This is a genomic window from Streptomyces sp. NPDC059740 (genome assembly GCF_042733155.1).
Taxonomy (GTDB): Bacteria; Actinomycetota; Actinomycetes; order Streptomycetales; family Streptomycetaceae; genus Streptomyces.
Genome location: NZ_JBHWGP010000018.1, coordinates 94,661 through 108,254 on the forward strand (window position 1 = coordinate 94,661; position 13,594 = coordinate 108,254).

Genomic DNA, 13,594 nt, shown 5'->3' on the forward strand with positions numbered 1-13,594 from the left:
CGATGCGGTCAGCCGCCCCTGGTGCGGGGTGGGTCAGCCCTCATCGCCTTCGAGGAGGGCGCGGCGGGCCGCCCGCCGTGCCGCGTGGCGCTCCCGGCGGTTGCCGGCCTTCACCATCTCCTGCCGTTCCTTGACGCAGGCGCGGACGTTGCACCCCGAACAGCAGGTGCGGCCCAGCAGCAGCATCCCCGGGTCCTCCCACCGGCAGCGGGTGGGGGTCTCCTCACCCGTCGGCTTCGGCGGCAGGTCGCAGGTGCCGTAGCGGTGGTCGTGGACCGGCTGGGGGTCATGTTCCGCGTGGCGCACCCACAACGGCTTCGTCCTGTCCGTACGGGACATCTCGTTCCCTTCGGAACCGCCGCCCCCAGCCCCGGGCCTTCCGGGCGGGCGGCCGGGTTCGCCACTTCACGGCGACACGCTCCTTCCGCTGTCCACTGCCTGCTGCCCGCGCGCCGGCCGCCGGGCCCGGGCGCTCCCGCGGTGCGGGTGCGCCGGTAACCCACCCCCGTCATCCAGGGTTCCGCGGTCGCGACGAGCATCCCGTCGTGAACCAACTCCGTTACGCCGGGCAGCCTTTCAGGCTATCGGTGGGGATGAGTCAGGAGCAAGAGGGCAGTCGGCGTCCGTGGTCCGGCGCGAGTGGGCGCCGCTCCCGCCGGCCCCACGGGCTGCGACGCAGCCCCGCAGGGCCCATGCGGACCCGGAGCCCCGGGAGACGGTGGGCAAGCTGCTGCTGGAGCCCTGGCACGCGGGCCGCCCGGCCCCGTGCGGCGACGGTGACGGCACCTCGACCCCGGCGTATCGCAGGCGTCGGCGTGGGGCGGGCCGGAGCGGGCTCCGGCCCGGTCAGCCGAGTCGGGCGAAGAGGTGGTGGGCGTGGTCGGTGATGCCGGCGGCGGACACCGGACGGCCGTGGGACGCGGCTGCCTCCGAGCCGGACACCGTGCGGGTCCGCCAGCCCAGAGCGGTCAGGAGGTCGGCGGGGCCCGGCCGGGCGTCGGTGTGGAGCAGCTCGGTGAGTTCGAGCCCCATCTCGGCTGCGGGCTGTTCGAGCCTGGGGTCGGCCAGCACGTCCGCCAGGTCGGTGAGGTACTCGGCCGCCAGATGGCTGCCCGGCGCCGAGAGGCGGTGCGTCTCCTGGAACAGGCGCTGCTCGGCACCGGCCGGCAGGTAGGGCAGCAGCCCCTCGGCCAGCCAGGCGGTCGGCCGGGACGGGTCGAACCCGGCGGCGGTCAGTGCCCGCGCCCAGTCCTCCCGCAGGTCGGCGGGGACCGGGCGGCGGTCGCACCGCGGTTGCGCGCCGGCCTGCCGCAACACCTCGCGCTTGAAGGAGAGCACCCTCGGCTGGTCGATCTCGTAGACCACCGTCCCGGCCGGCCAGTCGAGGCGGAACGCCCGGGTGTCCAGCCCTGCGGCGAGGATGACCGCCTGGGTGATGCCCTCCTTGCCGGCGCGCAGGAAGTGGTCGTCGAAGGCGCGGGTGCGCACCGCGGCGTAGTCGACCATCTCCGCCCAGGCCCCCGCGGTCGCCGTGGCCCCGTCGACCTCCCTGGACGTGGTGGGCATCGGTACGGGGGACTCGGCCGCGGTGACGAAGGAGGCGGCCCAGGGGTCCTCGACGAGCGGTGCGGGGCGGGACGTCTCCACGGCTCTGGCGGCGGCCACCGCCAGGGCCGTGATGCCCACCCCCGTCACGATGTCCCACTGCCCGTCCGTACTCACCGGCACCTCCGAGGTAAGCGCCGCGCCGGCTCCTCGTCGAGCCGGGCATCGGCCGTTGGGCATGGTAGGCACGATGCCGCTGCGCCACCAGGGGGCGGGCGGGACGGTGGCGGACCGGTCCCGGCCCCGCCGCGGCGGGGGCCCCGCACCCTGGGAGGATGGGCGGCGACCCGAAGTCCACGGACCCGGAAGGTGCTGACACGGTGAAGTGCGCCCTGGTGACCTGCAACCCGGTGGAGGCGGCCGGATGACCGCGAGCGAAGAGACCGTCCTCGTGCACACCGCGGGCCGGGCCGGCCACCTCACCCTCAACCGCCCCCGGGCGCTGAACGCCCTCACCCACGAGATGGTGCGCCTCCTGGACCGGGCACTCACCGCCTGGGAGGACGACCCCGGTGTCGAGACGGTCGTCCTGACCGGTGCCGGCGAGCGCGGGCTGTGCGCGGGAGGTGACATCCGCGCCATCCACGACGACGCCCGCGACGGGGACGGGAGGGCCTCGGCCGCCTTCTGGCGTGACGAGTACCGGCTCAACGCCCGCATCGCGCGTTACCCCAAGCCGTACGTGGCCGTCATGGACGGCATTGTGATGGGCGGGGGCGTCGGCGTCTCCGCGCACGGCGGCGTCCGGATCGTCACCGAGCGGTCGCGGATCGCCATGCCGGAGACGGGCATCGGCTTCGTCCCCGACGTCGGCGGCACGTACCTGCTGTCCCGGACGCCCGGCGAACTGGGCACCCACCTCGCCCTCACCGGCACGCACGTCGGCGCAGCGGACGCCCTGGCCTGCGGACTGGCGGACCACCACGTCCCCTCGGCGTCCCTGCCCCGCCTGGTCGCGGACCTCGCCGGGGCGCCGGCCGCCGAGGTCGTCGCCAGGTACGCCCAGCAGCCCGAGCCGGGTGAACTCGCGGGCCGCCGGCGGTGGATCGACGCCTGCTACGCCGCGGACACGGTGGAGGAGATCGTCGAGTCGCTGCTCGCCTCGGGCGAACCCGAGGCGAAGGAGGCCGCCGAGACGCTGCTCAGCAGGTCGCCGACGGCGCTGAAGGTCACCCTGGCGGCACTTCGACGGGCACGGCGCCTTGAGTCCCTGGAGCAGGTCCTGGTGCAGGAGTACCGGGTCTCGTGTGCGGCCTCGGCGGCTGCGGACCTGGTGGAGGGGGTGCGTGCCCAGATCATCGACAAGGACCGCCGTCCCCGCTGGTCGCCCGCCGACCTCGCCGAGGTCACCGACGCCGAGGTCGAGCGGCACTTCGCACCCCTGGGGAGGGACGACCTCCACTTCGGCTGAGCGCCGGCCCGCGGCACCGGAGGGAGCGCGGGGCGGGTGCGGCCGGACTCCCGGACGTGGACGGGGCCGGTGTCGCGGACAGAAGGTGGCCAACCGTGTGCATGTGGCGACGGTGGCGCCGGGCTCCCCGGGTCAGAGCCGCGCCCCGCCCTCGAAACGGGTGATATCCGGCACTCGGGTGCAGGAGGCGGGAAGCCATGGAGGATCATAGGTAGATGTAGAAACCAATCACCTGTGGCGAGAGGTCCCCCATGCCCCATATCACCGTCGACTACTCGCCGCAGCTGACCGAGGTCTTCGACCGGGCGGCGCTGGTACGGGAGCTCCATCCGGTGGTGCGGGAGACGACGGCCACGGCCGGGGTGTGCAAGACCTTCTTCCGCCCCGCCGCCGAGACCTACGTGGGGGAGGCCGACGCGGGCCGGCCGGCGTTCGTGCACGTCGAGATCGGGCTGCTGCCCGGGCGCACCGACGCCCTCAAGCAGCAGCTCTCCGAGGACGTGCTGACGCTGCTGGAGAAGCACCTGCACACCGGCGCCGGGGCGGAGGTGGTCACCTCGGTGGAGGTGCGCGACCTCACCAGCGCCTACCGGCTGCGGCACGCCGGCGGCTCCCGCTGAGCCTCGCGCCCCGGGGCAGCGCCCTCGGCGCGTCCCGCCGCCCCACCGCCCGTCACAGGTGGGTCGGGGCGAACATCTCCAGCCGGGCCGGGAGGACCACCACGTGCGGGCCCGGTGCGGCGAAGGCCGCGGCCAGGTCCTCCGCCAGGCGCTCCGCGGTGGTGCGGGTCGCCGGCACCCCGAAGGCCTGGGCCAGCGCGACGAAGTCGGGACGCGCCAGCTCCGTGGCCGTGGCCTCGCCGTACGCCTGAGTCATGTACGAGCGCAGGATGCCGTAGCCGCCGTCGTCGACCACCAGCCAGGTCACCGGCAGGTCGTGCTGGCGCAGCGTGGCCAGCTCCGCGAGGGAGTACATCGCCCCGCCGTCGCCGGAGACGGCCAGCACCCCTCCCGCCTCGCCCCGTTCGGCGCGGGCCGCCGCGACGCCCAGTGCCGCCGGCAGGCCGTAGCCGAGGCCGCCGGCGCCCTGCGCCGAGTTCATCGCGCCCGGGGTGCGGGCGTCGAACGCCGACCAGGCCCAGTACGCCAGGACGGTCATGTCCCAGCAGCTCGGTGCGGTGTCGGGCAGAGCCGTCCGCACTGCCTGGAGCACCTGCCGCTCCAGTTGCAGTCCCTGGGCGTCCAGCCGTGCCCGCACCCGCTCCAGCAGGAGGGCGGTCACCCGGGCCGCCGCCTTCGGGTCACCGGCCCAGCCGTCCCCGCCGCCCGCGCCCCTCGGTGCTGCGGGGAGGTGCGTCAGCAGCGCCGCGAGTGCCTCACGGGCGTCCGCGTGCACCCCGAGCGCCGGGTGGTTGGCTTCCAGCTTCCCGGCGTCCGCCTCGATCTGCACGATCCGGCCGCGGGGCCGGAAGGTGTGGTAGTTGGAGGAGAGTTCGCCCAGCCCCGAGCCCACGACCAGCAGGACGTCGGCCTCCCCCAGCAGGTCGGTGGTGTGGCGGTCCTCCAGCCAGGACTGCAGGGACAGCGGGTGGGTCCACGGGAAGGCGCCCTTGCCGCCGAAGGTGGTGGCGACCGGTGCCGACAGCTGCTCGGCCAGGGCCAGCAGCTCCGCCTCGGCGCCCGCGCGCACCACGCCGCCGCCGGCCAGCACCACCGGGCGGCGGGCCGACGCCAGCCGCCGGGCCGCCTCCGCCACCACCTCGGGGCGGGGCGTCGGCGTCCGGGGCGCCACCGGCAACGCGGTGACCACCGGCGCGTCCACCGGCTCGCTCAGCACGTCCTGCGGGATCTCCAGCCAGACCGGGCCGTGCGGGACGCCCAGTGCCGACTCCCAGGCGGCGGCGAGCGCGGAGGGGATCTGCGAGGCGGTGCGCGCGGTGTGCACCGACTTCACCACCTGGCGGAACGAGGCGCTCTGGTCGGTGAGTTCGTGCAGGTAGCCGTGGCGTCCCTGGTCCAGCCCGGCGCGCGGCACCTGGCTGCCGACGGCGACCACCGCAGCCGAGGCGGCCGCCGCCTCCTGGAGCGCCGCGAGGGTCGTCAGCGCGCCCGGTCCGGTGGAGACCATCAGCGCAGCCGCGCCGCGCGTCGCCCTCGCGTAACCGTCCGCCGCGAACCCCGCGTTGTTCTCCACCCGCAGGCCCACGTAGCGCAGGTCGGAGCGGCGCAGGGCGTCGAACATGCCCAGCGCGTGCTGGCCGGGGAGGCCGAAGACGGTCCGCGCGCCGAGTGCCGCCAGCGACTCCACCACCAGGTCGCCCCCGGTCCGGACGGTCGTGGCGGGGGCCGGCTGCGCGGCGAGGCGGCGGGAGTCGTCGGCCTGCGCGGCGTCGGGGGGAGTCATCTGGCGGCACCTTTCGGTCAGGTTCGGGGGCGTTGCGGTGGGTGGGTGCGGTGGCTCAGGCGTGGCTGTGCGCCACCGCCTCCGGTCCGTCGGCGCCCGTCCCGGGCTGCCCGGCGAGGCGGGCGCGCCAGGCGGCCAGGACGGCCGCGTCGGTGGGGCGGGTGCACAGGCTCACCACGACGTAGCCCACGACGGACACGCCGAGCCCGCAGTAGATCGGCTCGTTGGCGAGCGGCCCCAGGACCGCCATCAGGGTCAGCACCGTCAGCCCGCCCGCGGCCATGGACACCATGGCGCCCGCGGCCGTGCCCCGACGCCACACCAGCCCTGCCAGCACCGGCACCAGCAGTCCGCCGACCAGCAGGTTGTACGCCACGGTCAGCGCCTCCACCACGTCGTGCACCAGGATGGCAAGGACGATCACCGCGGCGCCCATCACGAGGATGAACAGGCGGTTGCCGCGCACCTCGTCCTCCTCCCCGCCGGTGGTGCCCTTCGCGGCGGCGCGGCCGGGGAGGCGGGAGCGCAGCCGGGACCAGATGTCGTTGTTGGCCACCGTCGCGCAGGCGATCAGCGCCCCCGAGGAGGTCGACATCACCGCGGACAGCGCCGCCGCCAGCACCAGGCCCCGTACGCCCACCGGCAGGGTGCCCTGCACGATCGTGGCGAACGCGTCGTCGGCGCTGCCCAGCGACGGGTAGAGCACCTTGGCCGCCGTGCCGATGACGGCGCCCCCGATCGCGTAGACCAGGCAGTAGCTGCCGGCCACGGTGCCCGCGCCGCGCGCCACCCGGTCGCTGCGAGCGGTGAAGACCCGCTGCCAGATGTCCTGCCCGATGAGCATGCCGAAGGAGTAGATCAGCACGTAGGTGAAGACGGTCTGCCCGCCGATGCTCAGGGGCGAGAAGTAGCCGCCGGGCAGCCGGTCGGCCATCGCCGCGAAGCCGCCCGCCTTGACCACCGCGATCGGCAGGAGCAGCAGCAGGACGCCGATGGTCTTCACCACGAACTGCACCATGTCGGTGAGGGTGATGGACCACATGCCGCCCAGCGTCGAGTAGGCGACGACGATGACGCCGCCGAGCACGATGGCGAGCGTGCGGTCGGTGCCGAAGAGCACGTCGAAGATGGTGGCGTAGGCGATGGTTGAGGTCACCGCCAGCATCAGCGTGTACCCCCACATCACCACCCCGGAGATCACACCGGCCGCCCCGCCGTAGCGCAGGTCCAGCATCTCGGAGACGGTGTAGACCCGCAGCCGCGCGATGCGGGCGGAGAAGAACACGCTGAGCGCCAGCAGCCCCAGCCCGATGGTGATCACCATCCAGGCCCCGGAGAGGCCGTAGCGGTAGCCCAGGCCCACCCCGCCGATCGTGGAGGCGCCGCCCAGCACGATCGCCGCCATGGTGCCCGAGTACATCGCGGGCCCCAGCCGCCGGCCGGCCACCAGGAAGTCGGCCCGGGACCGGGCCCGGCGCATGCCCCACCAGCCGATGCCCAGCATCCCCACCAGGTAGAGCACGATCACCGCGTAGTCGACAGCCATGGGCCATCCTTCCCGCCGGCCGCTCGGCGGGACGAGGGCGGCGTCATCAGGGGTCGGGGGCAACGCGTGGACGTGCGGGGTCCGTGACGGGCCGGGCCACCGGTTGCGATGGGCCGGCCCCGGAGGTCGACCCTAGGTGTGGCCGAGCAGGCCGAAGAAGTGTACGTTTCCGCCAGTTCACCGCCCGTTCCTGGAGGGTTCGCACATGCTCGGCGACCGGCCTGCGAGCCGCGACCGCACCACCGGCCCCGGCGACCCGCTCGACGACCCCGGGGTGCCGCTGGCCGACCTCCTCGCCCACCCCGGGCTGGGACTGCGCCAGGTCGCCGGCCCGCGGCGGGACGTGGCGGTGCGGCGGGTGCACACCTCGGAGATGTCCGACCCCGAGCCCTACCTCCTGGGCGGCGAACTGCTGCTGACCGCCGGGCTGCACCTCCCGGCCCCCGCCGGCCGGGAGGCCGCCCTGCACGGGTACGTGCGCAGCACCCTCGCCGCGGGGGCCGCGGTCCTCGGCTTCGGCGTCGCCCCCGTCCACGAGGAGGTGCCGCCGGCGCTGGTGGAGGCGTGCGACCGCTACGGGCTGCCGCTGCTGGAGGTACCGCGCGGGACACCTTTCGTCGCCGTGGAGAGCGCGGTGTGGCAGGCGCTCACCGCGGCCCGGCACCGGCAGCTGGTGCGGCTGGGCGAGGCGCAGCGTGCACTCGCCTCCGCCGCCGCCGGCGCGGACCCCGTCACCGCCGTGCTGCGCGCCCTCGCCCGCCACCTCGGCGGCTGGGCGGCGCTGTGCGAGGCGGGCGGCCGGGAGATCGCCGGCGCGGGGACCCCTCCCGGTCCCCGCGTCAGGGAGGGGCTGCGACGGCTGCGGGACGTGGTCGCCACCGGCGGTCCGGCCTCCGCGGGGGACACCAGCGACGGCGCCCAGCTCGCCGCCTACGCCGTCGGCGGCCAGGCCCGCGCCGTCCTCCTGATCGCCGCGGCCGACCCGCACCGCCACGCACCGACCGTGGCGGGGCTCGCCTCCGTCCTGCTCTCCCTCCTGGTGCGGCGGCCTGCTGCCCGCGTCGAGCCGGCGCACGCGGCGGCCCTGGTGCGCCTGCTGCTCGGCGCGGCACCGGACGAAGCGGTGGAACCGCTGGGCGGGAGGCGGTGGCGGGTGGTCCGGGCCAGGGGCCGCGGGGACCGCGAGGGCGGCCCGGCGGAGTTCGGGGAGGTGCTCGGCAGCGCCCTGGTGGAGGAACTGGCCGCGGGTGCGCCCTCGGACGCGACGGTCCGCGCGATCCTGCCCGCCGGGGTTCCCGTGGCGCAGGTGCCGGGCTGGGTGCTCGGCGTCAGCGAGGCCGTCCCCGCCGCGGGCCTCGCCACCGCCGACCGGGACGCCGACCGGGCGCTGCGCCGCGCGGTCGCCACCGCGAGGCCGCTGGTGCGCACCCGTCCCGTGCCGCCGGGCGGGGTCGGTGCGCTGGTGCCGCCCGAAGCGGCCAGGGAGCGGGCGGCGGCCCAGCTCGCGCCCCTGGCCGGACGTCCCGAGCTGGCCCCCACGCTCCGCGTCTGGCTCTCGCTGCACGGCAGTTGGGACCGCACCGCCACGGCCCTGGGGGTCCACCGCAACACCGTGCGGCAGCGCCTCTCGCGCATCGCGACACTGCTCGATGCGGACGTGGACGACCCCGACGTGCGCACCGAACTCTGGCTGGCGCTGCGCCATGCCGAGGGGTGAGGCGGGTGCCGGTCCCGTGAGCCGCTGTGGCCGGACGGCCCTGCGGCCGCGTCCTCCTCCCGGTCGGCTCGGCCCCGAGCAGCCCCTGCCCGCCGTGCGTACCGACGTCACCCGGCAGGAATGATCAAACGATGCTGCCCGCCGAGTCCCGGCCCCGGTCCCCCGCCCCCACCGGCACGGTGGCCCCTGCTCCCGGCCCGTCCACGCGGCAGCGGACCGACCAGCAGCCGGGCACCGGCTCCCAGGGGTACTCCCGGTCGGTCATCGCGGTGGCTTCGCCCCCGACTCCGTCGCCGCTGTCCACCACCGGCCCGTCGACCCGGCCGAGCGGGCTTGGAAGACACTGCCTAGGTGTGCGACGAAGTGCCCGCCGGCTCCGGCGTGGTGGGGGTCTGCGCTCCGGCTGCTGCCAGGCGTGCCGCTCGGGTGCGCGGGCCGAAGAGGGTGAGGGCTGCGGCGCCCAGCAGCCAGGTGGCGGCGATGAAGAGGAAGACGCTGTGGTAGCCGGTGTGGTCGTAGAGGGCGGCGATGACCAGCGGGCCGGCGGCGTTGGAGAGGCGCCCCAGGCCGTAGGAGACGCCGGTGCCCAGGGAGCGGCCGCGGGTGTCGAACAGCTCCGGCGAGTAGGCGTAGCCGAGGGCGGTGTAGCCGCGCTCGAAGAGGTTGACGAGGAAGCCGAAGACGACGATGAGGAGCGGCTGGAAGGTGAGGCCGTAGAGCAGGCCGCACACGGCGATGACGACGCCGAACGCGACCAGGCACCACTTGCGTTCGAACCGGTCGGTGACCAGCGAGGCCAGGTAGGAGCCGAGCGGGGCCCCGACCGTGGTGAGGGCGACGTAGAAGATGGACTTCTCGACGCCGAAGCCCTCCTTGGCCAGAAGGGTGGGGGCCCAGCTGGAGTAGCCGAAGAAGCCGATGGTCTGCGTCACCCACACCACCGTGAGCAGGAGGGTGGGGGCCAGGTACTTCTTCTTCAGCAGCAGCCGGAGCGGCGCCCTGGTCTGCGAGGCCTCGTCGACGGGCGGGGCGGGCTCGGGGAGCGGGCCCTTCTCCGCGCGGACCCGCTCCTCGATCTGCCGCAGCAGGGCGTCGGCCTTCGCGTGCTCTCCCCTGCTCTCGTGCCAGCGGGGCGACTCCTTGAGGTGCCGGGTGAACAGGACGAGGAGAATGCCGAGCGCACCCCACAGGTAGACCAGCCGCCACGACCAGTCGGTGAGCGGGACGACGGCGCTGGCGATGAGGTTGGTGACCGGTGTGCCGCAGATGCCGATGGTGATGGCGTAGGCCTGGTACTTGCCGCGGGCGGCCGAGGGGTACAACTCGCTCACGTAGATGACGGCGACCACGGTCATCGCGGACAGGCCCGCGGAGGTGAGGACGCGGAACACCCCGAGGGAGACGATGTCCCAGGAGAAGACGGCCGCGAAGGAGAAGACGCCGAACGCCAGGGTGGTCAGCACCAGGGCCCTCTTGCGACCCCACCGGTCGGCGGTCCAGCTCGCCGCCACCGACCCGAGGAACATGCCGACGAACGACAGCGAGGTCACGTACGCGACCTGGTCGACGGTGACGCCCCAGAGGTCCACCAGCCGGGGCGCGGTGGTCGCGAAGCTGTTGATGTCCGCGAACTCGAAGAAGTAGGCGAAGGAGACGGCCAGCAGGGTGACCTTGTGGAAGCGTGAGACCGGGAGCCGGTCGAGTCGGTGGGCCGCGTTGGAGTGCTGCATGAGGACGCCTTTGTCGGAAGCAGTGGTGCGAGGGCGGGTCGCCTTCCCGGGGCCGGGGTGCGGGGGCGGTCGGTGGTGGGCCGGGGCGGGGCCGTCTCGCGCGGCCCCGCCCGCGGGCGGTGTCAGAGCTGTTCGCCGGGCCAGTACAGCCGCATCGGGTTGGCCACCAGCAGCCGGTGCTGCTGCGCGGCGGTGACGGCCACCCGGGGCACCTGGTCGACCAGGAGGCCGTCGTCGGGCATGTGGTCGGTGAGGTTGGGGTGGGGCCAGTCGGTGCCCCAGAGCACCGACTCGGGGAACTCCTCGACGACGCGCCGGGCGAAGGGCACGACGTCGGTGTACGGGTGGCGCTCACCGTCGAGCGCCGCCGGCCCGCTGACGGAGAGCCGCTCCGGGCAGCTCACCTTCACCCAGACCTCGCCGCGGTCGACGAAGCGCAGGAAGCGGGTGAACTCCGGCCCGTCGGGCGAGTCCGTCACGTCCGGCCGGCCCATGTGGTCGACCACCGGCGGGACGGGCAGCGAGGTGAAGAAGTCCGCCAGCTCCGCCAGGTCGGCGGCCTCGAAGTAGACGACGACGTGCCAGCCCAGCGGGGCGATCCGCTTCGCCAGGGCCGCCAGGGCGTCCTTGGGGGCGGCGTCGACGAGCCGCTTGAGGAAGTTGAACCGGATGCCCCGCACGCCTGCGTCGTCGAGCCTGCGCAGCTCGGCGTCGGTGACGTCCGGACGTACCGTGGCGACGCCGCGCGCCCGGCCCTGCGAGGCCGCCACCGCGTCGAGCATGGCGCTGTTGTCCGCGCCGTGGCAGGTCGCCTGGACGATGACGTTGCGGCTCACGCCCAGGTGGTCGCGGAGGGCGAAGAGCTCGTCCCGGCCGGCGTCGCAGGGGGTGTACTTGCGTTCCGGGGCGTAGGGGAAGCGCGCACCGGGGCCGAAGACGTGGCAGTGCGCGTCGACGGTTCCGGGTGGGAGCGTGAAGGCGGGCCGGGACGGGTTCGCGTACCAGTCGAGCCAGCCGGGGGTCTTGGTGAAGGGTGCGGGGGTGGTGGGCGGGGTGGGGCTCACGGTGCTCTCCTGGGGGGCCGCCGGGGGTGGGGCTGCTCGGGGGCTCAGCGGCCCTGCCTGCGCAGCAGCGCGTCCAGGCGTGGGTAGACGGCGCGGGCGTGGTGCTCCTGGATGCCGGCCAGGTCGGCGGCGGAGAGCTGCGCGTGCTCGACGTAGCGGCGGGTGTCGTCGAAGTGGTGGCCGGTGCACGGGTCCACGGAGCGGACGGCGCCGATCATCTCCGAGGCGAAGAGGATGTTCCGCTTCGGTACGACGTCGAGCAGGAGGTCGATGCCGGGCTGGTGGTAGACGCAGGTGTCGAAGTAGACGTTGCCGAGCACGTGCTCCTCCAGCGGCGGCTTCCCCAGGGCGGCCGCCAGCCCGCGGAAACGGCCCCAGTGGTAGGGGACGGCGCCGCCGCCGTGCGGGATGACCAGGCGCAGGTCGGGGAAGTCGGCGAACAGGTCGCCCTGGACGAGCTGCATGAACACCGTGGTGTCGGCGTTGAGGTAGTGCGCGCCGGTGGTGTGGAAGGCGGGGTTGACGCTGGTGCTCACGTGGACCATCGCCGGCACGTCGTACTCGACGAGCTTCTCGTACAGCGGGTACCAGGAGCGGTCGGTCAGCGGTGGCGCGGTCCAGTGGCCGCCTGAGGGGTCGGGGTTGAGGTTGACGGCTACGGCGCCCAGTTCCTCGACGCACCGGGTGAGTTCGGGCAGGCAGGTGGCGGGGTCGACGCCCGGGGACTGCGGGAGCATGGCCGCGGGGACGAACCGGTCCGGGTAGAGCGAACTGACGCGGTGGCAGAGGTCGTTGCAGAGCGCGGCCCACTGCGAGGAGGTCGCGAAGTCCCCGACGTGGTGTGCCATGAACGAGGCACGGGGTGAGAAGACGGTGAGGTCGATGCCCCGTTCGTCCATCATCCGCAGCTGGTTGTCCTCGATGCTGCGCCGCAGCTCGTCCTCACTGATGTGCAGGTCGGCGGGGTCGGGGGCGGCGGCCGGGTCGGCCAGGGCCGCCGTCTGCCGTTCCCGCCACGCCGCGAGCGCCGGTGGTGCGGTGGTGTAGTGGCCGTGGCAGTCGATGATCATCGCTGTTCCTTCTCGGGTGTCGCGGCGGGGGGGGAGCGCCGACCGGTCGGAGACCCGGCGTGGCCGGCCGTCGCGGTCGGCGGGGTCCTCCGGGTCTCAGCGATCCAGGCCAAGCTAACCGTCAACAGGATTGTTGACAATATTCTTGATGAAAAAGTCGGCCTTCTTGCGAACACTGCGGGCCGAGGTCGTCAGAGTGCTTGCTTGCCGGTGAAGGCCCGGCACCCGCGCGGACGGCGCCGGCGACCGGGACCGGGAGAGGGGGAAGGCATGGCGGAGCGTCCGGTGACCGGGCCGGTCGGGGCGGCTCGCGGTCCGGAAGGCCGTGCGGCAGGCGCTGACCTCGGGAGATCTCGTCCCCGGCCAGCGCCTCGTCGAGCAGGAGCTCTCCGAGACCTACCGCACCACCCGCAGCGCCGTCCGGGAGGCCCTGCCGGAGCTGGCGGCCGAGGGCCTGGTCGAGCTCGTCCCGCGGCGCCGCGCCCGGGTACGCGTCGTCTCCGTGGCGGAGGCCGTCCAGATCACCGAGTGCCGGGCTTCCCTGGAGGGGCTGTGCGCCCGTCGGGCCGCCGTGCAGGCCACGGACGAGCAGCGCGCGGTCCTGCGCGGCCTGGGCGCCCGGATGCGGGAAGCCGTCGCGGGTTGGCGGCCTGGAGACCTACTCGGCCCTCAACCGCCGGCTGCACGACTACGTCGCCGAGGTGAGCGGCCAGCAGGTCACCCGGGAGCTGCTGGACCGGCTGAACGCCCGGACGGTCCGCCACCAGTTCCGGCTGGCCCTGCGGCCGGGCCGCCCCGCCCAGTCACTCCCCCAGCACCTGGCGCTGATCGACGCCGTCGTCACCGGCGACCCGGCAGCCGCCGAGGCCGCCGCCCACGCTCATCTGGAGAGCGTCATCGAGCAGCTACAGGCCGGCCCGCCCGTACCGGGCCCGGCGTGACGCAGCGGCCCCCGCCGCCTCACCGCGCCGCGGCCGCCACCACGCCGCCCGCGAGGCCCGCCCGGATGCCCCACCGCCCGCCTCCCGGCGCGGCCGCCGGCACGGGC

10 protein-coding genes and 1 pseudogene are annotated in these 13,594 nt (G+C 74.6%); 4 read left to right on the plus strand and 7 right to left on the minus strand.

All coding sequences use genetic code 11. From position 1 onward, the window contains the following. Positions 1-33 precede the first annotated feature (33 nt). Together ACFV3R_RS21185 and ACFV3R_RS21190 are read right to left on the minus strand one after the other, a co-directional pair. A complete protein-coding gene (locus ACFV3R_RS21185; protein WP_385585092.1) occupies positions 34-339 on the minus strand; it encodes a hypothetical protein in 306 nt (101 codons plus the stop codon). 507 nt (positions 340-846) lie between these two features. Continuing rightward, positions 847-1,722 carry an SAM-dependent methyltransferase gene (locus ACFV3R_RS21190; protein WP_385585094.1) on the minus strand — a complete coding sequence of 292 codons (876 nt, stop codon included), beginning with the start codon at positions 1,720-1,722 and terminating at the stop codon, positions 847-849. A gap of 247 nt (positions 1,723-1,969) precedes the next feature. On the opposite strand from ACFV3R_RS21190, the gene ACFV3R_RS21195 reads away from it, so the two are divergent. Both ACFV3R_RS21195 and ACFV3R_RS21200 read left to right on the plus strand, forming a co-directional pair. Beyond that, complete coding sequence (locus tag ACFV3R_RS21195; protein WP_385585097.1) at positions 1,970-3,016, plus strand: enoyl-CoA hydratase/isomerase family protein; 1,047 nt, start codon at positions 1,970-1,972, stop codon at positions 3,014-3,016. A 251-nt stretch (positions 3,017-3,267) separates the two neighbouring features. Beyond that, the gene (locus ACFV3R_RS21200) at positions 3,268-3,636 is read left to right on the plus strand and encodes a 5-carboxymethyl-2-hydroxymuconate Delta-isomerase (RefSeq protein WP_385585100.1); all 369 of its coding nucleotides are present in this window, start codon (positions 3,268-3,270) and stop codon (positions 3,634-3,636) included. A gap of 52 nt (positions 3,637-3,688) precedes the next feature. Here the strand turns inward: ACFV3R_RS21200 and ACFV3R_RS21205 are convergent, their stop codons facing one another. Both ACFV3R_RS21205 and ACFV3R_RS21210 read right to left on the minus strand, forming a co-directional pair. Beyond that, complete coding sequence (locus ACFV3R_RS21205) at positions 3,689-5,419, minus strand: thiamine pyrophosphate-binding protein (RefSeq protein ID WP_385585102.1); 1,731 nt, start codon at positions 5,417-5,419, stop codon at positions 3,689-3,691. Between the two features lie 55 nt (positions 5,420-5,474). Then, on the minus strand, positions 5,475-6,965 hold the full coding sequence (locus tag ACFV3R_RS21210) for a sodium:solute symporter (RefSeq protein WP_385585105.1): 1,491 nt from the start codon (positions 6,963-6,965) through the stop codon (positions 5,475-5,477). A 205-nt stretch (positions 6,966-7,170) separates the two neighbouring features. On the opposite strand from ACFV3R_RS21210, the gene ACFV3R_RS21215 reads away from it, so the two are divergent. Beyond that, on the plus strand, positions 7,171-8,682 hold the full coding sequence (locus ACFV3R_RS21215) for a PucR family transcriptional regulator ligand-binding domain-containing protein (protein ID WP_385585108.1): 1,512 nt from the start codon (positions 7,171-7,173) through the stop codon (positions 8,680-8,682). Between the two features lie 347 nt (positions 8,683-9,029). Here ACFV3R_RS21215 and ACFV3R_RS21220 read toward each other — a convergent pair whose 3' ends face one another. From ACFV3R_RS21220 to ACFV3R_RS21230, 3 genes are all read right to left on the minus strand, one after another. Continuing rightward, positions 9,030-10,412, minus strand: coding sequence for an MFS transporter (locus tag ACFV3R_RS21220; RefSeq protein ID WP_385585111.1), 1,383 nt, complete (start codon positions 10,410-10,412; stop codon positions 9,030-9,032). Between the two features lie 122 nt (positions 10,413-10,534). Further along, positions 10,535-11,476: an amidohydrolase family protein gene (locus ACFV3R_RS21225; RefSeq protein WP_385585114.1), complete on the minus strand. Its 942-nt coding sequence runs from the start codon at positions 11,474-11,476 to the stop codon at positions 10,535-10,537. A 44-nt stretch (positions 11,477-11,520) separates the two neighbouring features. After that, positions 11,521-12,546 (minus strand): amidohydrolase family protein, encoded by a 1,026-nt coding sequence (locus tag ACFV3R_RS21230; RefSeq protein ID WP_385585117.1) that lies wholly within the window; start codon positions 12,544-12,546, stop codon positions 11,521-11,523. A 325-nt stretch (positions 12,547-12,871) separates the two neighbouring features. On the opposite strand from ACFV3R_RS21230, the pseudogene ACFV3R_RS21235 reads away from it, so the two are divergent. Next, positions 12,872-13,487 (plus strand): annotated as a pseudogene (locus tag ACFV3R_RS21235) (GntR family transcriptional regulator). Positions 13,488-13,594: the final 107 nt, after the last annotated feature.

Bases quoted from the DNA above. Each gene is read 5' to 3' on its own strand.
- ACFV3R_RS21185 (WP_385585092.1), bottom strand. From the start codon at position 339: ATGTCCCGTACGGACAGGACGAAGCCGTTGTGGGTGCGCCACGCGGAA.
- ACFV3R_RS21195 (WP_385585097.1), top strand. From the start codon at position 1,970: ATGACCGCGAGCGAAGAGACCGTCCTCGTGCACACCGCGGGCCGGGCC.
- ACFV3R_RS21200 (WP_385585100.1), top strand. From the start codon at position 3,268: ATGCCCCATATCACCGTCGACTACTCGCCGCAGCTGACCGAGGTCTTC.
- ACFV3R_RS21205 (WP_385585102.1), bottom strand. From the start codon at position 5,419: ATGACTCCCCCCGACGCCGCGCAGGCCGACGACTCCCGCCGCCTCGCC.
- ACFV3R_RS21210 (WP_385585105.1), bottom strand. From the start codon at position 6,965: ATGGCTGTCGACTACGCGGTGATCGTGCTCTACCTGGTGGGGATGCTG.
- ACFV3R_RS21215 (WP_385585108.1), top strand. From the start codon at position 7,171: ATGCTCGGCGACCGGCCTGCGAGCCGCGACCGCACCACCGGCCCCGGC.
- ACFV3R_RS21220 (WP_385585111.1), bottom strand. From the start codon at position 10,412: ATGCAGCACTCCAACGCGGCCCACCGACTCGACCGGCTCCCGGTCTCA.
- ACFV3R_RS21230 (WP_385585117.1), bottom strand. From the start codon at position 12,546: ATGATCATCGACTGCCACGGCCACTACACCACCGCACCACCGGCGCTC.